The sequence below is a fragment of the Sinomonas sp. ASV486 genome (genome assembly GCF_030908215.1).
GTDB classification, from domain to species: Bacteria; Actinomycetota; Actinomycetes; order Actinomycetales; family Micrococcaceae; genus Sinomonas; species Sinomonas puerhi.
This window is the reverse complement of sequence record NZ_JAVFJK010000007.1, coordinates 158,106-177,902: the sequence shown is the minus strand read 5'-3', so window position 1 is coordinate 177,902 and position 19,797 is coordinate 158,106. Positions and strand designations below refer to the sequence as shown.

Sequence of the window (19,797 nt, the reverse complement as noted above, 5' to 3'; positions counted from 1 at the left end):
GCCGGCTCCCACCCCCGCCGTACCGTCGAGGCATGACCAACACCCAGCCCCAGACACCCATCCCACTCCAGGACGACGGCGGCCAGCGGCGCATCGAGACGATCATCGTCGGCGGCGGCCAGGCCGGACTGGCGACGGCGCATTCGCTCGCCGAGACCGGCCGCGAGTTCCTCGTCATCGAGGCGTCCGAGCGGATCGGCGAGCAGTGGCGCGAACGTTACGACTCGCTGCGCCTCTTCACCCCGGCACTCGCCAACGGACTCCCTGGCGCCCCGTTCCCGGGACCCCGTTTCGCGTTCCCGACTGCCCGGGAGCTCGGCGACTTCCTCGAGTCTTACGCCGCGCCCATCGCTGACCGGATCCGCACCGGCGTCCGCGTCATCTCCGTGAGTCCGCTGGGCAGCGGCGGATTCCACGTCGCTACAGACGCCGGCGACTACACCGCCGAGAACGTCGTCATCGCTATCGGTTCCGACTCGACGCCCAAGGTCCCGGACGTCGCATCGCAGCTCGACCCGGGCATCCGCCAGATCCACTCGACCAAGTACCGGAATCCGGGTCAGCTCCTACCGGGACCGGTGCTGGTGGTCGGAGCCGGCACCTCGGGCGCAGATCTTGCGCTGGAGTCTGTACAGTCCGGCCACGAGACCTGGCTGTCCGGCCGGCATCCGGGTGAGATCCCCTTCAACGAACGCGTCCGTGGCCCCCTCTTCGCGTTCGTCGCGCGGTATGTCCTGACACTCAAGAACCCGATCGGGCGCATGGCCCGCCCGAAGATACGTGCCGGCAGCGCGCCCCTTGTGCGCACGAAGCGCACCGACCTCGACGCGGCAGGGGTACGGCGCACTCAGGCCCGGACCGTCGGAGCCGTCGACGGCAGGCCGCAGCTCGACGACGGCACAATCCTCGACGTCGCCAACGTCCTGTGGTGCACGGGGTACCGGGGCGACTACTCGTTCGTGCCCGCGGCCACGATCGGCCCGGACGGCTTCCCCGCCGAGACGGACGGCGCGGCCGACGGCGTTCCGGGTCTGTTCTTCGTGGGCCTCGTGTTCCAGCGGACGTTCAGCTCGCACCTCGTGGGTGGAGTGGGCCGGGACGCGAAGCTCGTCGCGGACATGATCGCCGCCCGCTCGCGTCTGGGGGTCACCACCTGACGGTCACGTCCTGAGGGTGTTCTCGGCCCGAGCACACGACGACGGCGGCCAGCCGCCATCCGTGGGGAAGGTGACCGACCGCCGTCGTGGGTCAGTGGTCTCGCCTGAGCGAAACCGCCGGGTGGATCAGAGGTTCGAATCCGGGGTGTGCACGGGGTAGACCGAGCGGAGGAGGTGGGCGGTCTCGGACGGCGTCTTGCCGACCTTGACACCTGCGGCCTCGAGGGCCTCCTTCTTCGCCTGGGCGGTGCCGGAGGAGCCGGAGACGATGGCGCCAGCGTGGCCCATGGTCTTGCCCTCCGGGGCGGTGAAGCCCGCCACGTAGCCGACAACCGGCTTGGTGACGTTGTTCTTGATGAACTCGGCCGCGCGCTCCTCGGCGTCGCCGCCGATCTCGCCGATCATGACGATCGCCTTCGTGTCCGGGTCCGCCTCGAACGCCGCGAGCGCATCGATGTGCGTGGTGCCGATGACCGGGTCTCCGCCGATGCCGATGGCGGTGGAGAAGCCGAGGTCACGGAGCTCGTACATCATCTGGTAGGTCAGGGTGCCCGACTTGGACACGAGGCCGACGCCGCCCTTGCCGGTGATGTTCGCCGGAGTGATGCCCACGAGGGCCTCGCCCGGGGTGATGATGCCGGGGCAGTTCGGGCCGATGATGCGCGTGGTCTGGTTGCCGTCGGCGTCCTTGGTCGCCTGGGCGAGAGCCCAGAACTCGGCCGAGTCCTGAACCGGGACACCCTCGGTGATGACCACGACGAGGCCGATCTCGGCCTCGATGGCCTCGACCACGGCGTCCTTCGTGAAGGCCGGCGGGACGAACACGATCGAGGTGTCGGCGCCGGTCTCGGCCATGGCCTCCTTGACGGAGCCGAACACGGGCAGCTCGAGCGTGTTGCCGTGCTGGTCCTGGTGGCTCACCGTGGTGCCGGCCTTGCGCGCGTTGACGCCACCGACGATGTTGGTGCCGGCCGCGAGCATGCGGGCGGTGTGCTTGGAGCCCTCACCGCCGGTGATGCCCTGGACGATGACCTTGTTGTCCTTGTTGAGGAAGATCGACATTTTCTCTCGTCCCTTACTTCCCGCTGCTTGCGGAGTTCGCGAGCTCGGCGGCCTTGTCGGCGCCCTGGTCCATGTTCTCGGCGAGGGTCACCAGCGGGTGGTTGGCCTCGTGCAGGATGCGGCGACCCTCGTCGACGTTGTTGCCGTCGAGACGCACGATGAGGGGCTTGTCAGCCGCGTCGCCGAGCTTGTGCAGGGCGCCGACGATGCCGTTGGCGACCGCGTCGCACGCGGTGATGCCGCCGAAGACGTTCACGAACACGCTCTTGACCTGCTCGTCGCCGAGGATGATCGAGAGGCCGTTCGCCATGACCTCGGCCGAGGCGCCGCCGCCGATGTCCAGGAAGTTGGCTGGCTTGACGTTGCCGTGCTTCTCGCCCGCGTAGGCCACGACGTCGAGCGTGGACATCACGAGTCCGGCGCCGTTGCCGATGATGCCGACCTCGCCGTCGAGCTTGACGTAGTTCAGGTCCAGCGCCTTGGCCTTGGCCTCGAGCGGGTCCTCGGAATCCTTGTCCGCGAGCTCCTCGTGCTCCGCGTGGCGGAAGCCGGCGTTCTCGTCGAGGGAGACCTTGCCGTCGAGGGCGATGATGTCCCCGGCACCGGTGCGCACGAGCGGGTTGACCTCGACGAGCGTGGCGTCCTCGCCCTTGAAGACGTCCCACAGCTTGACGATGACGGCCGCGACCTTCTCGCGCAGCTCGGGGGCGAAGCCCGCCGTCTCGACGATCTCAGCGGCCTTGGCCGCGTCGATGCCCACGGCCGGGTCGACGGCGACCTTGGCGAGCGCGTCCGGGCGCTCGACGGCCAGCTGCTCGATCTCCATGCCGCCCTCAACCGAGCACATGGCCAGGTAGTTGCGGTTGGCGCGGTCCAGCAGGACCGAGAAGTAGAACTCCTCGGCAATGTCCGCACCGGCGGCGATCATGACCTTCTTGACGGTGTGGCCCTTGATGTCCATGCCGAGGATGTCGCTCGCGTACTGGAAGGCCTCGTCTGCGGTCTTCGCGACCTTGACGCCGCCAGCCTTACCGCGGCCTCCGACCTTCACCTGAGCCTTGACGACGGTGACCCCGCCGATCTTCTCGGCCGCAGCCTTGGCTTCCTCGGGGGTGTGCGCAACGATGCCGGCAAGCACGGGAACACCGTGCGCCTCAAACAGATCGCGCGCCTGATATTCAAACAGGTCCACGGTTCAGGTCCTCTACGTCGAAGTAGTTCTGACTCGGAGCACGCACGAGTGTGCCGCGGGGAGCTCCCCTCGGCGGGCCTGATGCTCCAAGGGAACTCTAATCCCTCGGCGCGTCCCGAGGCGCGCCGAGGCCCCTTTCGTGACAAACGGCACAGCTCTACAACATGTAGAATTCGGCGCACGACGGCGCACGGCCGGGTCGCGAGTTCAGCTGACCTTGGTGAGCGGGGCGTACCGCAGGAGGAGCCGCTTCTCACCGATGTCGAAGCTCACCTTTGCAACCGTCTTGTCCCCGGCGCCCTCGACCCCGATCACGGTCCCGTTGCCGAACGCCGTGTGGTTGACCTTGTCCCCCACCACCACGGAGATGACCTCCTTCTGCGGCTGCACGCGGCCCTTCTTCTCGGCCGCGGAGGGGGCGGAGGACGCGGGAGAGATCGAGGAGAAGCTCGTGTTCCGGCTCGTCCCAGCCCCCCACGAGGATCCTCCGTACCGCGACCCGGCGCGGTCGTAGCGGCTGTTTGTGCCGTCTCCGGCAGTCCCGACGGCGGGTGGCCGCTTGGTACCCTCGCGTTTCCAGTCGATGAGCTCGGCCGGGACCTCGCCGATGAACTGGCTGGCGGGGTAGTACTCGCTCTGCCCCCAGAGGCTGCGCACTTCGGAGCGGGTGAGGTAGAGGCGCTTGCGGGCCCGCGTGAGCCCGACGTAGGCGAGCCGCCGCTCTTCCGCGAGTTCCTCCGGGTCCGTCGCCGACCGCCGGTGCGGGAACACGCCGTGCTCCATGCCGGTGAGGAACACGACGGGAAACTCGAGGCCCTTGGCGGTGTGCAACGTCATGAGCGTCACGACGCCCTGCTGCTTCGCCTCCGCAACGGCCGCGTCCACCTCTGCCTGAGACGCACCCTCAGGTGCGTCCGGAATCTGGTCCGCGTCCGCGACCAGTGAGACCTGCTCCAGGAACGCCTGGAGGGTCCCCTCGGGATTCTCCCTCTCGTATTCGCGCACGACGGCGACCAGCTCGGCCAGGTTTTCGACGCGCGACTCGTCCTGGGGGTCAGTAGAGCTCCTCAGGCCCGCGAGGTACCCGGTCTGTTCGAGTACTGCCTCGAGAGATTCGGCGGCGCCCGAGCCCTCGGCCACCCCAGCGAGGTCGTCGAGCAGCTTGACGAAGCCCTTGACGGAGTTGAGTGAGCGCGTGGCAATGCCGGGAGCCTCGTCGGCGCGGCGCATGGCGGCCATGAACGAGGTCCTGTCCCGCTCGGCCAGGGCCGCAATCGTGCCCTCGGCCCGCTCGCCGATTCCACGCTTGGGCTCGTTGAGGACGCGGCGGAGATTGACGTCGTCGTCCGGATTCACGAGAACCCTGAGATACGCGAGGGCGTCCTTGATCTCCTTGCGTTCGTAGAAGCGCGTCCCACCAACCACCTTGTACGGCAGACCCACGCGCATGAGGATCTCCTCGAGGCTGCGGGACTGGGCGTTGGTGCGGTAGAAGACCGCGACGTCGCCCGGGCGGAACTCCCCCGAGTCCGTCAGGCGGTCGATCTCGCCCGCAATGAATCGGGCTTCCTCGTGCTCGTTCTCGGCCGCGTAGCCGATGATTTTCTCGCCGTCGCCCTCCGCAGTCCAGAGGCGCTTCTCGGGCCGGTTCGGGTTGCGTGAGATGACGGCGTTGGCGGCGGAAAGGATCGTCTGGGTAGAGCGGTAGTTCTGCTCAAGCTTGATGGTCCGCGCGTTGGGGTAGTCCTTCTCGAACTCCACGATGTTACGGATGTCCGCGCCGCGGAACGCGTAGATCGACTGGTCCGAGTCGCCGACAACCGTCAGCTCCGACGATTCAGGGCCCTCTCCGACAATCTCGCGGACCAGTGAGTACTGCGCGTGGTTCGTATCCTGGTACTCGTCCACGAGCACGTGCCGGAAGCGGCGGCGGTATGTCTCGGCGAGTGCAGGAAAGGCCCGGAACATGTACACGGTCTCGGCGATGAGATCGTCGAAGTCCATGGCGTTCGCCTGGCGCAGTCGCTGCGTGTAGCCCTTGTAGACCTCGGATACACCGGCCTCGAATGGATCCTTCAGGTTCGCGCGCGCAGCGAAGTCGTCGGCGTCGATGAGCTCGTTCTTGAGCGAGGAGATCTTGTGCTGGACGGCCTTGGGTGGCACTTTCTTCGGGTCCAGTTCGAGGCCCTTGTGGACGAGCGTGATGAGGCGCAGCGAGTCCGCTGAGTCATAGATCGAGAAGTTCGAGTTCAGCCCAACGGAGGAGGCCTCGCGGCGCAGGATCCGCACGCACGAAGAGTGGAAGGTCGAGATCCACATGCGCTTGGCGCGCTCCCCGACGAGAGCCTCGATTCGCTCGCGCATCTCGGCCGCGGCTTTGTTCGTGAACGTGATCGCGAGGATTTCGCCGTGGTGGGCACGGTGGGTTGCGATGAGGTAGGCGATGCGGTGCGAGAGAACCCGCGTCTTGCCGGAGCCGGCTCCCGCCACGATGAGCAAGGGAGCGCCCCCGTGGGTCACCGCTTCGAGCTGCTCCGGGTTGAGGCCCTCGAGGAGGTGCGCAGCCTGGGCCTCGGCCTCGCGCCGCGCATCGTCGGCTGGATCCGATCCAGGGAGCCAACTCGCGGGAAGGTCTTCCGGGGCGTACTCCTCCTCGGGCGGGGGTGGAAGCTCGTCACGATCCGGTTCCTCCGCCCCGCCGGGCAGGCCGGACTTGGGCAGGTGGGCGTAGGGATCGAAAAGCATATCCATGATCCTTTCATTTTAGGCCGGGCCGCCAGCACTCTGCCGACGCACCCATCGCGCGCACTGGGCCGTGCGCTGTCCGACTCGGGACCTTCCATCACCCGCGACCATGAACTAGGATGGGAACACTAGTTCGAACAATTTGCATCTTGTTCGAACGAAAATATTCGAGTCTCGGTTCTCGACTTCGTGCCGGACACTGTCTTGGGGGTGGATCTCGTGGAAGCACCATCGCAGCCGTCCGATGCCCTCTCCTCCGCGCTCGACCCGTCCATCGCCGACCTGAACATCTTCGCGCCACGGTCCGGCGGCGCGCTCAGAGGAAGGCTCTGGGCCAAGGAACCATCGCTCCTATCGCTCGAGGAGGCCGCAGCGCTCGTTGCAGAGGCGCCACGCGTGATCGCCTGGGTCTCGGCGATCCAGGCGGGTGCCATCGAGCGGGTGCGCGAGGGGATCGCAGAGGCGCCCTTGGATTCCCGGGACGGGCAGCCTGAGCGCCTCTCCGGAGAGGTGGCCCATGCTCTCGCGGTAACCGAGATCGCCACTCTTCAGGAAACCTCCGAAGCCACGGCCGCGCGCCTCATGAATCTGGCACACGAACTCAGCACCACCCACGTTGCGGTGATGGAAGCCATCGAGTCCGGTGACATCACAGAAGCGCATGCGCGTGCCATCGTCGATCAGGCGGCCTCGCTTCCGGAGGAGGTCAGGGAGGCGTACGGCATCGCCGTGCTCAAGGCATGCCGAACCCGCACGGGACGCCTCCGGACGCCGGCAGAGTTCCGGCGGGCCGCCCGGGACCTCCGCGAGAAGATGCACCCAGAGTCGATCCAGACCCGCCGCAGAGCTGCGGCGCAGGAACGCGGGGTGTGGCAACGTCCCGAGGAAGACGGAATGGTCACGCTGACCGCACTCATGCCTGCCGAGACCGGGATGGCCCTGTACCGTCGCGTCGATTCGCTCGCCCGTGCCCAACACCGCACACCCGATGAGCACCGCACCCTGTCTCAGCTGCGGGCCGATGCCCTGACGCACCTCGGCCTCAACGGGGTGCTCCAGGCACCCGACGCCACTGCAGCGGGGTCGCGCACTCAGGAGGACCCGCGCGCGGCGGCTCACCCCCGCATGGATACAGGCCTCGAGGAGCCGACCCATGCGGACGTCATCGTCGCGCAGGGCGCCATCGCCGCGTCCGCCGGCGGTGACGACATCGTCGGCGGCACGGCCGACGTCTCGACTGCTTCGCACGCTGGGGACATAGCCCAGATGGGGAATTTCGCCGTTCCGGAGGAATTCGCTGGCTCCCTGAAGGCGGAGATCGTTGTGCACTTGCCCGCGGCGGTGCTCCTCGGGTCCGCCACCGGCAACGGCTATCTCGACGGCTATGGAATCATCGACGCGGACACGGCCCGCCAACTCGCGGCCGCCGCGCCGAATTGGCATCGGCTGTACACGGACACCGACGGGACGCCGCTTCGACTCGGCCGGACGGCGTACAGGCCTCCGGAAGCCATGCGCCGGTTCCTGCGCTACCGCGACGGCACCTGCGCATTCCCAGGCTGCAACCAGCCCGCCGAATCCTCGGAGCTGGACCACACTCACGAGTGGCAGGACGGAGGGGGAACCGACGCCGACAACCTGGCTCACCTGTGCCGAAAGCACCACGCCCTCAAGTCGCTCGCCCTGGTCCAGGCACGCCAGACAGCAGCAGCCAGAGCCCCCGAAGGCCAGTACGCCGAGCCGACGGGAACGGTCGTCTGGACAACCATGCTCTCCTACGCCCAGACCACCACCCCGTCGGATCGCGACAGGCTCCTTGGCTACATCGACGACTCTCCACCGCGCGCGCAATACCCGTCGGCGGGATCCTCATCCTTCACGTCTGCCGAACCTGAAGCACCGGGTGCGCAGCGCGCCACTGATCTGGAGCGCGAAACACCGTCGACGGCGCTCCGTGGCCTCGTCGATCTTGGGCAGGACCCGCGGGACGATCTCGGGCAGGACCCGCGGGACGATCTCGGGCAGGACGCTCGGGCCCATCTTGGGCAGGACCCGCGGGCCGAGCCAGGACCGCCGCCGCCGTTCTGAGGGTAGTCACGGCACGTTGACTGTGGTCACGGCACGCTTAGTCGGCGGATTCGGCCCTACGGACGCCGTAGTGGTGGCCTTCGCTGTCCGTCTCGATGTCGATTCCGGCGAGCTCGTGCTCCTCCTTGACATCCTCGGGGTTGTGACCGTGCCGTTCGGGCTCTTGGGCGGTCCGGTGGTCGGCCGGGCCGTACAGCCCGCGCAGGCGGCCCATGGTCCGCATGAACGATTCCGACTTCGTCTCATGCCGGCCCGGCTCGTGCTGATCCTGCTCGTGATGGCTCATCATGCACCTACCTTCGTACTGGGTTCGGCCTTCTCACCACGGTCTAGCGCTTCTCACTGGGGTCTGGTCTCACTGAGGTCTGGCTTCGACCGTCTCAGCGCTCGCGAAGACCTCACGCATGAGCTCCAGAATCCGGTTGCGTGAGGCAAGCTGCTCCACGAGGCACTTCTCGAGCTGTTCGGCGAGGTGCACGCTGATCCACTCGCGTGCGTAGACAGTGAGCGGCTCATACATCGCGATGGCCTCATAGAGGACCTCGAGGGCCAGCGGTAGGACGGCGAGGTCCTTGATGCCGTCGGCGGTCTTGCGGAGCACGGCGTGCGCCTCCCTGTCGAGCCCCTCCGCAGTGTGCCCCGGCGGGACGCCCACGTTGCGCTTGAGCTCGGCGAAGCAGTCCTCGAGGACTGCTGCATGCAGGCGCGCCTCCTCGCTGAGGTCGAGCATGAGCGCGCTCACCTCACGCCGCTGAGACTCCTGTTCAAGGGTCCCCAGTGTCACAATCGCGCGGCGGCTCGTCCCGCGGGCAATTCCGAGGCGGTACACGAACAGTTCATGCGCCTCGGAGAAGTACTCGAACATGGCAGAACCTCCCTACCGGCGGGCCAGCGGCGGCCGCGAGGTCTGGCGGATCCTCCGAAGACGTCCGCCCCCAGTCCTGACTACATTTTCCCGCCGCGAGGACATTGGGGCAATGAACGGCCTCGTCGCGGGCGCGTTTGCTCGGGAGTCGGAGGCCGCGGCCGTCGGCAATCCGGGGTTACGGCCGTCGGGAGTCCAGACCGTCGGGGATCCCGGCCGTCGCCCGGGTGGTCGCTTTAGTCCTCGACGCTGCGGCGCTGCTCCGCGACGTCCACGGGGTCGGCCTCGATGAGGACCTCCTCCTCGTCGATCAGCCCGTTCTCCTCATCCCACGCCGTTTCGTCGGGCGTCACCTCATCGGGCTCCACGGAGTAGTCGAGCGCGGGGTCCTCCTCCTCGGCGCGAACGTGGGCTGGATCCTGACCGTCGATGCTGGCCATCGTTCCCCTCCTTGGCGGTGCTCCTGCAGGGCTCCTCCAGCACAGCACCGCGCCCCCGGAAGGTCAAGGCGCGGTTGTCCCGCCAGCCGGTTGGCCGCTGGCCCTCCGTCCCGCGCGCGTCCGCCCGTCCGGTTGGCTTCTGGCCGGACGGGCAGGCGTGAAGACGTCAGACGAGCCGCGCAGAGGCGAGGGCGTCGACGATCTCGCCGACCGCCGTCGTGCCTCCTGCTGCGAACCAGGTGAGGCCGTTGACCTCGACGGTGGCGGTGGTTCCGCCGGCCGCGGTGACGATCGCCTTGCCGGGGAGCCAGTCCCACTGAGGGCACGAGTGCTGGAACCATGCGCCGATCTCGCCCTCGGCCACGCGGGCGAGATCGCACGAGCCTGAGCCGAGGATACGGATCGACGCGGCCTGGACAGCAGCCGCATGCCACGGCATCGCCGAGTACGGCTGTTCCAGCCAACGCGGCTGGATGGACGTCGCGGTGCCGAGCATGCCGAGAGGCGCGTCGGCTGGGCCTTCGAGCGGGCTGCCATTGAGCATCGAAGGGGTCCCCGGGCCGCCGAGCCAGAGCTTGTCCTCCTGCGGCTGGTAGATCGCGCCGAGGAGCGACTCGGGATCGGCGTCCGAGCTGGCGGCTGGGCCGCGCAGCGCGAGGGCCGAGCACCAGTAGGTCGAACCAGCGAAGAAGTTGTACGTGCCGTCCACGGGATCGATGACCCAGGTCCTGCCCGACGCGGATGGCACGTCGGTGCCCTCCTCGCCGAACACTCCGTCATCGGGCCTACAGCGGCTCAGCTGGGCGAGGACGTAGGCCTCGGCGGCCTTGTCCGCGGCGGTCACAATGTCGGAGACGGACGTCTTGCGCTCGGCGTCGAGCCCCTCGCTGCGCATGGCCAGCGCGAGGTTCCCGGCCGCGCGCACGAGCGCCGCAGCCAGATCGGCGTCAGAGAGTGCGGGGTCGAGGTCGGGAAGGGCGCGGAGGGAATTACTGGTCTCAGCCACGCGTCCAGCCTACCCGCGGGACGAGGGCACCACCGAGGGCACCACCGAGGGCACCAGTGAGGGCACCACCGAGGTCGCCACTGAGGAGGCCATCAAGGAGGAACACGGAGACCAATACGTGAGGACGGATAATGGGGGCATGTCGAAGACCCCCGCCCAGCGGGCGCGCAAGCATGGCGACCGCGCGGCTGTTGCGCCCACCACCCGCTCCGGCCAGCCCGTCAACCCGACGAACCCGACAACAACCCGTAGCCCCGAACGTGCTCAGGGTAACGCGCGGCTCATCATCATCGCCGGGCTCGGGGCGAGCCTCTTCATGTTCTGGTACTACCACCTGCTCACGCTCCAGCAGATGACCCAGCTCTCGGGCGGTCTCCCCATGCCGGACTCGCTCATCGGCGGATTCTCGCCCGACTACGCGCACCAGCTGCAGACCGCCCTCGACGACGCCGCGCGCGGGCAGCTCAGCTACGTCCACAAGACAGCCGGGACCATCTTCCCGCTCCTTGCGGGCTTCACGTTCCTGCTCGTCTTCGGAACCTGGCTCAAGTCCAAGGCCCTCCGCTGGGGTGCGTTCGCGCTCGTCGCCGTGTTCACCGTCGTACGCCTGTGGGGCAACGTCGCCGTCGACTCCGCCGTGTCCCCCGGGGCCGACGCCGGCTCGGCGGTGCTCGCCTCGGCCCTCGTCGTGGCTGGGTGGGTGCTCCTGTTCCTCATCCTGGTCGGGGCGGGGGCCGCCGCGCTCCTCGCCCGTCGGGAGCGCACGACGCCGGTACCCGCCTCCGCGGACTGACGCGCCTTCCGCTGGGGTCAGCGGCCCGCGCGGCGCAGAGCCCTTGCCTGCCGTGCGGGGACGCCAAGCCTGTAGGCGATGACGGCGCCCGCCACGGCGATGCCTGCGGTGATCGGATAGCCCATGAACCGCTCGAGCGTTCCGGGCTCGGGCACGTGAAGGGCCACCGCGCCGCCGATCACCGTGGCGGCGAATGCCGAGGCCCCGCACAGCAGCACGGGCCATGCGGCAGCCGTACGCCTGATCCACAGGACGCCGAGGACCACGAGCGCAAGCGAGCCCCCGAGGAAGTACGCCCCCGCCCCCGCGAGGTGCACGGCTTCCTGGGAGTCCTGCGGAACAAACCCCACCACGGCCACGCCTACCCCTGCCACGCCGAGCAGGATCCGGACGGCGAGGGTCGCTGCGCGGGGCACGACGATGGCTCGATGCCTGGAAACGGGCCCGCCCCCGGGAGCCACCCCGAGCGCCACCGCCGCCCGCGCGCGGAAGCCGGGCAGCGCCGTCGTGCGTCGCGTGCCGGCCCGTGCGAGAGCCTCGGAAAGCCTCGCCTCCGCGCGGACTGCGGGCCCGTACGCCGCGACGCGCAGCACCGCCGAGGTGATGAGCAGTGCTGCGATCACCATTCCGACCCCTTGGAGCACGAACGAGACATTCATGAGTGTGTGCAGTGGCGAGCAGACCTCACGGGTCCCATGCAGTCCACAGTGCATCTGGCCCAGGTCGCTGATGAGGTTCAAGCGGCGGGTGTACGGCGCGGGACCACGCCAGGCCGCGATCACGGCGGCCTCGGCGACGAAGAACTGGACCACGCTCACGGCCGACCATGCCCCGAGGTAGTGCCGGATGCGGTCGGTCATGACAGGGCCCGCAGCGTTCTCGGTGCGCTCGGCGTCGTCGGGGTGTGCCACCCGCCCAGCCTAGCTACCCAGCCGTCCCACCCAGCCGAGCCGCGCACCGACGCGCGCGGGCGCGTTGTTCCAGGTGGCCCAGACGTGTCAGGAGACACCGCGCCACCCGGTATGCTTGATGCCGTGCCCGGCCACCGGGCCGGCCCCCGTAGCTCAGTAGGATAGAGCGGCCCTCTCCTAAAGGGCAGGTCATCGGTTCGATTCCGGTCGGGGGCACTTGTCGTATTCCGTGCCTGATCTGCGCGCGTACCTCGCTGGCTCCTGGACCGTCGAGCGGGTCATGCTGGACCGCGCCACAGGCACGCGCGGCAGCTTCAGCGGCACCGTCACCTTCTCGCCTCTCCCGGACCCCGCGCACGACGGCGCCCTCCTCCAGCGCGAGGACGGCACCGTGCGCTGGGGCTCGCACGAGGGCCACGCCGAGCGCGAATACGTGTGGCGGCCCGCCGCCTCGCCGGGCGCCATGGACGTGCACTTCCCCGACGGCCGCCCCTTCCACACCGTCGACCTGACCGGCGCAGCCGCGGACGGCGCCCACTGGTGCTCGCCGGACGACTACCGCGTCCACTACGACGCCGTCGGACCCAACGAGCTGCACTACACGTGGGACGTGAAGGGCCCGGCGAAGGACCTGCTCCTCGCGAGCGTCCTGCGCCGGGCCCAGCCCTGACCCCACGACCCGGGGTCAGACGCCCTTGTTGTACACATCCAGCCCGAACCGGTTGAGCCCCGGAGCGCCCGCGTAGCCGAGGAACGGCAGGCCGTAGAGGTCCTCGATGCTGGCGAGCAGGCTGTAGTGGTTGTACGAGGTCGTGGACCACGTGCCGCCCGCGGTGAAAGGGGAGAGCACAAGCGCGCCGACGCGGCCGCCGCCCATTCCCGTGATGCCGGGCAGCGGGGCGTTCGGTCCCGGCCCTTCACCGCAGCACGCGCTAGCGTCCTGCTGGGGACCGTCCGACTCGTCGAACGTGATGACGAGGACGCCGTCCTGCTTGAATGCTGGCGAGCCCGTGATCACTGGGACCCACTGCTTGAGCCACGCATCCGCGGACACGAGGCCACCTGGCTCGCCGTCGACGCAGGGGGAGTCGTGGCCGTCGTGGCACAGGTTCGGCGTGATGAACGAGACCGTGGGGGTGGTCGACGGAGAGGAGACGTCGCCGCTCAGTGCGGACAGGTCGACGTCGTTCGCGGCGCAGTCCGGAGAGCCCGTGATCCCCGCGAAGTACACGAAGGGATTGTGTCGAGCGGCGTACTGGTCGCCCACGCGGGCCCTCTGGGTGTCATCGACGGCCCCGAGCTGCGGATGGCGGCAGGGCGTGCCCATGTCCTCCATGTAGCCCTTCCACGTCTTCCCGGCCTGGGTGAGCTGGCCCGCCAGGGTCGGCACGCCGGAGGGGTACACGCAGCCGCTGCCCACGGCCTGCCCCTGCGCGGCCGTTCCTGTCTGGATGAACGGGCTGTAGGTCTGGCAGTCGGCCTGGGTCTGGCCGTTCGGCCCCTGGCCCGAGACCTCGGCGATGTAGTTGTCAAGGGAGTTGTGCCCGATCCCGTAGTAGGTGTTGAGCAGCACACCCTGGCCGCGCAGCGTCTGCGAGAGGTACGGCGCCTTCGACGCCGGGCCCCACGTCTCGTCGTAGCCCTTGTTCTCGAGGTTGATGACGAAGACGTGTGCACTGGGCGGGAGGTAGCGCGGGTTCGCGTCGTCCGCGGCAGCGGGCTGGCCCGCCCCGCCGCGCACGAGTGCGACTGCGGCGAGCGCAAGCACAGCGAGGGCAGCGAGGACGACGGCGAGTCGCCGGCGTCGTGCGGCAGAGGCAAGTACGCCCGTGGCAAGTCGAGAGCGGGTCATGCGAGCTTCCATCCTTCCGCGATGGCGCGGGCCTTGAGGGGGTGCCACTCGTCTTCTGGGTCGCCGCCGGGCAGCGGCGTGCACGGTGTGCCGGCCACGAACGGCGGAACGAGGTAGGTGGGCGCGCTGAGGTTCGGAGCGCTCCGCAAGTCGAGGACCTCGGCGATGTTCGCGGCGTTGGCGTCGCGCGGGGTGAGTGCCGGGAGATTCCAGCGCCACTCGATGGCCTTGAGCACGGACGTGTGGTCGTAGGTTCCGGAGGCGATTGCCCCACGGCGCGCATAGGGGGAGACCGCGAGCGCCGGGACGCGGAAGCCGCGCAGGGCCGTCGTCGGGCTCACGTCGGGGGCTGTGGTCGGCGCGACGTGGTCGTAGAAGCCTCCCCACTCGTCGAAGTTCACGACGAGAAGGGTGCGGGACCACTGCGGCGACTTCGTGACCGCACTGTAGACCTCGTTGAGGAACAGCTCGCCCGATCGGACGTCGGCGTGCGGATGGTCGTCGCCGGACGTGCCGGTGCCCTCCTCCAGGAAGCGCGGGTCCACAAAGCTCACGGCGGGGAGGGTCCCGGCCGCGCAGTCGCTCAGGAATGTCGCGTACGGAGCCGAGATGGGGAGGTATTTGGTGCCCCACAGAGCGAGGAACGGGACGTCGGAGTAGTAGTACTTCCCGCTGACCCCCGCCTTGGCGAGGCTGTCCCAGATGGTCGGCATGGTTGCGTTGACGCTTGAGTTGTGGATCCGGTCCGTCTGCGCGGCGTGCTGGTAGAAGCGATTCGGGTAGGTCTCCGCCATGACGGCCGCGTAGTAGTTGTCGCACACCGTCCAGCCCGGCGCGGCCTGCGCCCAGAACGCGAGGTCGGCCGACGTGTAGTAGCCGACGGCGAAGTCGTCGTTGTCTCCGGAGCGGAGCCAGCCGTCGCACTTGCCGTTGTTGAACTGGATGCGTCCACCCTCGTACGAGTGGTCGGGGTCGGGATGGCTGCAGCCCTGGTAGTCGGTGAGGTGGTGCGTCCCGTGGGGGACCCCGTATCGGTCGATATAGCTCAGACCGGCTTGCTTCCCGTTGGCGCCTGGCAGCCAGCCGAGGAAGTGGTCAAAGGAACGGTTCTCCATCATCACCACGATGATGTGGTCGATTCCCGAGGCTTCGGGGCTGGGCAAGGCCGCTTGGGCGACGCTGCGGACGGGCGACGGCGCGGCGCCGGGAAGGGCTGCCGCGCCGACTGCCGCGAGGGAGGCGGCTGAGAGGAAACTGCGGCGGGAGAAGGTCACGGTCAACCAAGCTACCCGCGAGTAGGGAGGACTATGGCCAGTTCCCTCGAGTGTTCAACCCAAGTTCACCGACTTCCCACGCGGCTCCCAGCTGCGAGGCCCGAGCTGAATGTTCCCCGAGCACTCCCAACGACCCGGGGTCACCTCCCCCGGATGCGGGTCACCTCCCAACAACGCGGGGTCACTCGTGTCGTCGCGCAGAGCTCGTTGGCTGCCGAGTGAGCTCGGGGAGAACGTGGTCCGTGAGGAGCGGCGCGAGGTCGGCATCGGGTTCCGCCGACGGGTCGATCCAGCGCAGTTCAGCGATCTCGGCCGCCGGACGGACTTCGCGCGGATCATATTCTCCGGGGGCAAGGAACACTGTGCCCTCGATCTCGGTGCCGGCCTCGTTCGCGGCCTTGGCAATCCAGACGCCAAACGGCACAAGGTCCTCGGCCGCAATCGCGATCCCGACCTCTTCGGACAACTCCCGGCTCGCGGCCTCGGCCGCGGACTCGCCAGGCTCAGGCTTGCCACCCGGGTGCATGAATCGGTCAGTCCCGCGCTTCCGGACGGTCAGGAGGCGCCCGTCAGGTGCGTAGACGCATACGGCAGAAACGATGATCCGGTCAGGCACAGTCCGAGACTATCCGCTGACCCCGCATCGCAGGGACGTGACTCCGCACAGCAGAGACCTAACCCCGCGCCGGGGGCAGACGGCCTCTACTGGGCGTAGTCGTCGGCAGTGGCGGAGGCCTCCGAGAACTGGGTCAGGTACAGCTCCGCATAGCGGCCGTCAGCGGCGAGGAGCTCAGTATGGGTGCCGCGCTCCACGATCTGGCCGCCCTCGACCACGAGGATCTGATCGGCCGCGCGGATCGTTGACAGGCGGTGTGCGATCACGACAGCCGTGCGCCCCTCGAGTGCCTCGCTCAGGGCGGCCTGGACGGCTGCCTCGTTCGTCGAGTCCAGTGCGGCCGTGGCCTCGTCGAGGATGACCACGTGGGGCGCGGCGAGCAGGAGCCGCGCAATGGTCAGGCGCTGCCGCTCGCCGCCCGAGAGCCGGTATCCGCGCTCCCCCACCACGGTGTCCAGCCCATCGGGCAGCGAGCCCACCATGTCCTCGAGCCGGGCACGCTGCAGCGCGTCCCACAGAGCCTCGTCGGAGGCCTCGGGCCGGGCGAGGCGCAGGTTCGCGGCGATGGTCTCGTGGAAGAGGTGGCCGTCCTGGGTCACCATCCCCACAGTCCCGCGCATCGAGGCGAACGTCGTGTCCCGAACGTCGGTGCCACCGATCCGCACGGCGCCGGAGTCGACGTCGTACAGACGCGAGAGCAGCTGGGCGATGGTCGACTTGCCCGCACCGGAGGACCCGACGAGCGCCACGGTCTGACCCGGCTCGACGCGGAACGAGACGCCATGCAGCACCTCCTCCCCGCCGCGCGTGTCGAGCACCGCGACCTCCTCGAGGGACGCGAGCGAGACCTTGTCCGCACTCGGGTAGGCGAAGCGAACGTCGTCGAACTCAACCGAGACGGGCCCGCTGGCAAGCGGCCGCGCTTCGTCCTTCTCGCGGATGATCGGAACGAGGTCGAGCACCTCGAAGACGCGCTCGAAGCTGACCAGCGCGCTCATGATCTCGACGCGGGCATTGGAGAGGTTGGTGATCGGCGCGTAGAGACGGGTCAGGAGCAGGGCGAGCACGACGACGTCGCCCGCCGCAAGGTGCCCGTCGATCGCGAGCCAGCCACCGACCCCGTAGACGAGCGCGAGCGCAAGAGCCGAGACGAGCGTGAGGGCCGTGATGAACGTGAACGAGAGCATCGAGGAGCGGATTCCGATGTCCCGCACCCGGCGGGCGCGGAGCGCGAACTCGCGCGACTCCTCCTCGGGCCGGCCGAAGAGCTTGATGAGCGTTGCACCGGGCGCCGAGAAGCGCTCCGTCATCTGGGTGCTCATCGCCGAGTTGTGCGCGGCGGCCTCGCGGCGCAGGTTCGCGACGCGCGAGCCGATCCGGCGCGCGGGGATGAGGAACACCGGCAGGAGGACGAGCGCGAGGACGGTCACGAGCCACGACTTCTGGGCCATGACCGCGACCGTCAGCACGAGGGCGACGGCGTTGCTCACCACTCCGGAGAGCGTGCCGGCAAACGCGGCCTGTGCGCCGATCACGTCGTTGTTGAGGCGGCTCACGAGTGCGCCGGTGCGGGTACGGGTGAAGAACGCGATCGGCATCGTCTGCACGTGGTCGAACACCGCGCGCCGCAGGTCGAGGATGACGTCCTCGCCGATCGTCGAGGAGAGCCACCGCGTGAGCATTCCGAAGCCCGCGTCAGCGACTGCGACGATCGCGATCAGCACGGCGAGCCACAGAACGGTCGACACCGCGCCCTTGGCCACGATCGCGTCCACGACCTGGCCGGCGAGGACGGGTGTGGCAACGGCGAGGACGGCCGCGACGATCGAGGCCGCCACGAAGGCGATCAGCCGGGTGCGGTGGGGCTTGGCGAAGGTGAGGACGCGCCGGATCGTCGCACGGCTGAACGGGTTCCTTCCGTCCGTGGTGCGCGAGATCTGATGCAGCGAGCTCCACGCCGCAGTCTGCATGCTCATGAATTCTCCTGAAACGTGAAAGGCCCGCCGACTCGCGATTGGGGGGTGCGCGAGCCGGCGGGCTTCATCCAGCATAGGGCAGCAACGTGACAACGTAAAATCAGGAAGGAACGCAGGACTGAAGTATCTTGTGGAATGCAGATGCAAGGGGGGGTCCATGCCGGTTTCGGCACTCGTGTTCCGTGATTGGCTGCAGGAACTGGCGCCCGGGAGGTCCGCGGCAGACGTCTGCAGGCAATCCGGAGTCAAGCGCAGCACGCTCGCGCAGCAGATGGTCCGAGGCAAGGTCACCGAGACCACGGTCGTGGCCATAGCGCGCGCCTACGGCGAGAACCCGGTCCTCGGATTGGCCCATTTCACTCCGTACACCGACCTCGCGCGCGGCACGGCGGCGCCGACCGACGGGGAGCTCCTGAGTCAGGTCGCGACGCCGCGCCTCCTCGAGGAACTCCTCGTGCGCGGCGGCGGGAGCCCCGTGCTGCCTCTTGTTCCTTCGGCGGCGCCGGTGACCCACGCCGGACTCGAGTGCACGACCTGCGAGGCGGACGTCCGGCACTGGGTCGACGCGATCGACGACGGCGACCTCCGCCAGCGTGTGAGCGAGGCCGCCGGAATCGCGCCCCAGAACCTCTCAGCACAGCTGCGGGCCAATCGGCTCAGCCCCGAGCTTGCCGTCAGCACCGCGCGCGAGGCGGGGGTCGGCCTGTGCAACGGGCTCGTCGTGACGGGACTCGTCACCGCCACGGAGGCAGGGTGGCCGCACGCTTCGTGCGAGCTGGCAGTCAAGCGGCTGCCCACGGCCGAGCTCGCCTTCATGGCGTCGGAACGGCTCGGCGAACTCGGCAGGGGCCTGCGCCGTCAGACCATCGATGAGCGTGCGGCGCTGCGCGTCTGGGAGCATCTGGGGTGACCGGTCTCGCCTGGATCACTTTCGGGCTCGCACTTGCGCTCGCCGTGGTCCGCATCCCTGCCGCGCTGCGTCGTGAGAACCGGCTCATGCTCTGGCTCTTCGCGCTCGTCGCCATGGCGGTCCTGTTGAGCATCGAAGGTCCGTACCTCGCCATAGATGCGGCTCTGGGCGGTATCAATCTCGCCAACCTCATCCTGCGGTTCCTGCTGTACGGGATCTGCCTCCTCATGGCCGTGAGGATCTCGCGTGCCTTCAACGCCCTGGGCGCCCAGCGCATCCTGCTCGGCCCGTGGGGCCTGGCAGCCCTCGCGGCAGCCGGAGTCGGCACGGTCGTGTCCTTCCTGCTTCTGGGACGCCTTCCGTCGACAGTAGGGCTCGCCGCTGGCGACAACCGCGAGTGGTTCGACCTCTACGCTGGCCTTGGCCGCATCTATCCGTCCTTCACGGGCCTCGTCCTCGTGCCGAGCCTTGTGCGGCACGCACGGAGTTCCGGACGTGCCGTGCTGCGCTGCTCCGCGGGGCTCCTCGCGGCTGGATACCTCCTGCTCGCGTCCACCAACACGTTCGTACTCATGCCCGCCTCGTGGGTTGCCGTCATGCAGACGATGAACTACTCCGCCGTCCTGCTCCTCCTCGCGGGCCTCGCAATTATCTGGATCGCGGGCGTCGCGGCACGACGGCGTACCCTGGCAAAGGGCCTTCCACGTAATAAGTCCACTGAGGTGAAGAACTGAGTTCACATTTTCATTAGTTCATGCCACAATCATGAATGTGTGAACACATCCTGTCTGGGGGACAGGGGTCGTTCTTCATTGGGGGGATGAGTGGCGGGGGGGGGGGGGCGCCCCCCCCCCCCCCCAGCACACCCCCCACCCCCCCCCCGGCCCCCCCCCCCCCCCCCCCCCCCGCC

General features: G+C 68.6%; 18 protein-coding genes and 1 tRNA gene. 7 read left to right on the top strand and 12 right to left on the bottom strand.

What is annotated here, in order from left to right; translation table 11 throughout:
- Positions 1-32 precede the first annotated feature (32 nt).
- Positions 33-1,157, top strand: a complete 1,125-nt coding sequence (locus RBS60_RS12000; protein ID WP_307957789.1) for an NAD(P)/FAD-dependent oxidoreductase — start codon at positions 33-35, stop codon at positions 1,155-1,157.
- 126 nt (positions 1,158-1,283) lie between these two features.
- On the opposite strand, the gene sucD is transcribed toward RBS60_RS12000, so the two are convergent.
- The 3 genes from sucD to pcrA all read right to left on the bottom strand — a co-directional run bounded on the left by sucD (position 1,284) and on the right by pcrA (position 6,156).
- The gene (gene sucD / locus RBS60_RS11995) at positions 1,284-2,219 is read right to left on the bottom strand and encodes a succinate--CoA ligase subunit alpha (RefSeq protein WP_307957788.1); all 936 of its coding nucleotides are present in this window, start codon (positions 2,217-2,219) and stop codon (positions 1,284-1,286) included.
- Between the two features lie 13 nt (positions 2,220-2,232).
- The gene (gene sucC / locus RBS60_RS11990; protein ID WP_307957787.1) at positions 2,233-3,411 is read right to left on the bottom strand and encodes an ADP-forming succinate--CoA ligase subunit beta; all 1,179 of its coding nucleotides are present in this window, start codon (positions 3,409-3,411) and stop codon (positions 2,233-2,235) included.
- A gap of 207 nt (positions 3,412-3,618) precedes the next feature.
- On the bottom strand, positions 3,619-6,156 hold the full coding sequence (gene pcrA / locus RBS60_RS11985) for a DNA helicase PcrA (RefSeq protein WP_374049270.1): 2,538 nt from the start codon (positions 6,154-6,156) through the stop codon (positions 3,619-3,621).
- A gap of 219 nt (positions 6,157-6,375) precedes the next feature.
- On the opposite strand from pcrA, the gene RBS60_RS11980 reads away from it, so the two are divergent.
- Positions 6,376-8,244 carry a DUF222 domain-containing protein gene (locus tag RBS60_RS11980; RefSeq protein ID WP_307957785.1) on the top strand — a complete coding sequence of 623 codons (1,869 nt, stop codon included), beginning with the start codon at positions 6,376-6,378 and terminating at the stop codon, positions 8,242-8,244.
- A 37-nt stretch (positions 8,245-8,281) separates the two neighbouring features.
- Here RBS60_RS11980 and RBS60_RS11975 read toward each other — a convergent pair whose 3' ends face one another.
- From RBS60_RS11975 to RBS60_RS11960, 4 genes are all read right to left on the bottom strand, one after another.
- Positions 8,282-8,530, bottom strand: a complete 249-nt coding sequence (locus RBS60_RS11975; RefSeq protein WP_307957784.1) for a hypothetical protein — start codon at positions 8,528-8,530, stop codon at positions 8,282-8,284.
- Between the two features lie 69 nt (positions 8,531-8,599).
- A complete protein-coding gene (locus tag RBS60_RS11970) occupies positions 8,600-9,109 on the bottom strand; it encodes a DUF892 family protein (protein ID WP_307957783.1) in 510 nt (169 codons plus the stop codon).
- 236 nt (positions 9,110-9,345) lie between these two features.
- Entirely contained in the window at positions 9,346-9,549 is a 204-nt protein-coding gene (locus tag RBS60_RS11965) for a hypothetical protein (RefSeq protein WP_307957782.1), read from the bottom strand.
- Between the two features lie 166 nt (positions 9,550-9,715).
- Positions 9,716-10,555, bottom strand: coding sequence for an inositol monophosphatase family protein (locus RBS60_RS11960; protein ID WP_307957781.1), 840 nt, complete (start codon positions 10,553-10,555; stop codon positions 9,716-9,718).
- A 139-nt stretch (positions 10,556-10,694) separates the two neighbouring features.
- Here RBS60_RS11960 and RBS60_RS11955 point away from each other — a divergent pair, with 139 nt between their 5' ends.
- On the top strand, positions 10,695-11,348 hold the full coding sequence (locus RBS60_RS11955; RefSeq protein WP_307957780.1) for a hypothetical protein: 654 nt from the start codon (positions 10,695-10,697) through the stop codon (positions 11,346-11,348).
- A gap of 17 nt (positions 11,349-11,365) precedes the next feature.
- On the opposite strand, the gene RBS60_RS11950 is transcribed toward RBS60_RS11955, so the two are convergent.
- Positions 11,366-12,259, bottom strand: a complete 894-nt coding sequence (locus RBS60_RS11950) for a hypothetical protein (protein ID WP_307957779.1) — start codon at positions 12,257-12,259, stop codon at positions 11,366-11,368.
- A 142-nt stretch (positions 12,260-12,401) separates the two neighbouring features.
- Here RBS60_RS11950 and RBS60_RS11945 point away from each other — a divergent pair.
- Both RBS60_RS11945 and RBS60_RS11940 read left to right on the top strand, forming a co-directional pair.
- Positions 12,402-12,475, top strand: a tRNA-Arg gene (locus RBS60_RS11945).
- Between the two features lie 13 nt (positions 12,476-12,488).
- A complete protein-coding gene (locus tag RBS60_RS11940; RefSeq protein WP_307957778.1) occupies positions 12,489-12,929 on the top strand; it encodes a DUF6314 family protein in 441 nt (146 codons plus the stop codon).
- A gap of 15 nt (positions 12,930-12,944) precedes the next feature.
- On the opposite strand, the gene RBS60_RS11935 is transcribed toward RBS60_RS11940, so the two are convergent.
- The 4 genes from RBS60_RS11935 to RBS60_RS11920 all read right to left on the bottom strand — a co-directional run bounded on the left by RBS60_RS11935 (position 12,945) and on the right by RBS60_RS11920 (position 17,977).
- The gene (locus RBS60_RS11935) at positions 12,945-14,111 is read right to left on the bottom strand and encodes an alkaline phosphatase family protein (RefSeq protein WP_307957777.1); all 1,167 of its coding nucleotides are present in this window, start codon (positions 14,109-14,111) and stop codon (positions 12,945-12,947) included.
- Positions 14,108-15,385, bottom strand: coding sequence for an alkaline phosphatase family protein (locus RBS60_RS11930; protein WP_307957776.1), 1,278 nt, complete (start codon positions 15,383-15,385; stop codon positions 14,108-14,110). Before RBS60_RS11930 ends, RBS60_RS11935 begins: the two co-directional genes overlap by 4 nt.
- Positions 15,386-15,566: 181 nt before the next feature.
- Complete coding sequence (locus RBS60_RS11925) at positions 15,567-16,001, bottom strand: NUDIX domain-containing protein (RefSeq protein WP_307957775.1); 435 nt, start codon at positions 15,999-16,001, stop codon at positions 15,567-15,569.
- 86 nt (positions 16,002-16,087) lie between these two features.
- Entirely contained in the window at positions 16,088-17,977 is a 1,890-nt protein-coding gene (locus RBS60_RS11920) for an ABC transporter ATP-binding protein (RefSeq protein WP_307957774.1), read from the bottom strand.
- A 157-nt stretch (positions 17,978-18,134) separates the two neighbouring features.
- Here RBS60_RS11920 and RBS60_RS11915 point away from each other — a divergent pair, with 157 nt between their 5' ends.
- Entirely contained in the window at positions 18,135-18,887 is a 753-nt protein-coding gene (locus RBS60_RS11915) for a hypothetical protein (protein ID WP_307957773.1), read from the top strand.
- Entirely contained in the window at positions 18,884-19,621 is a 738-nt protein-coding gene (locus RBS60_RS11910) for a hypothetical protein (protein WP_307957772.1), read from the top strand. The genes RBS60_RS11915 and RBS60_RS11910 overlap by 4 nt, the downstream gene beginning before the upstream one ends.
- Positions 19,622-19,797: the final 176 nt, after the last annotated feature.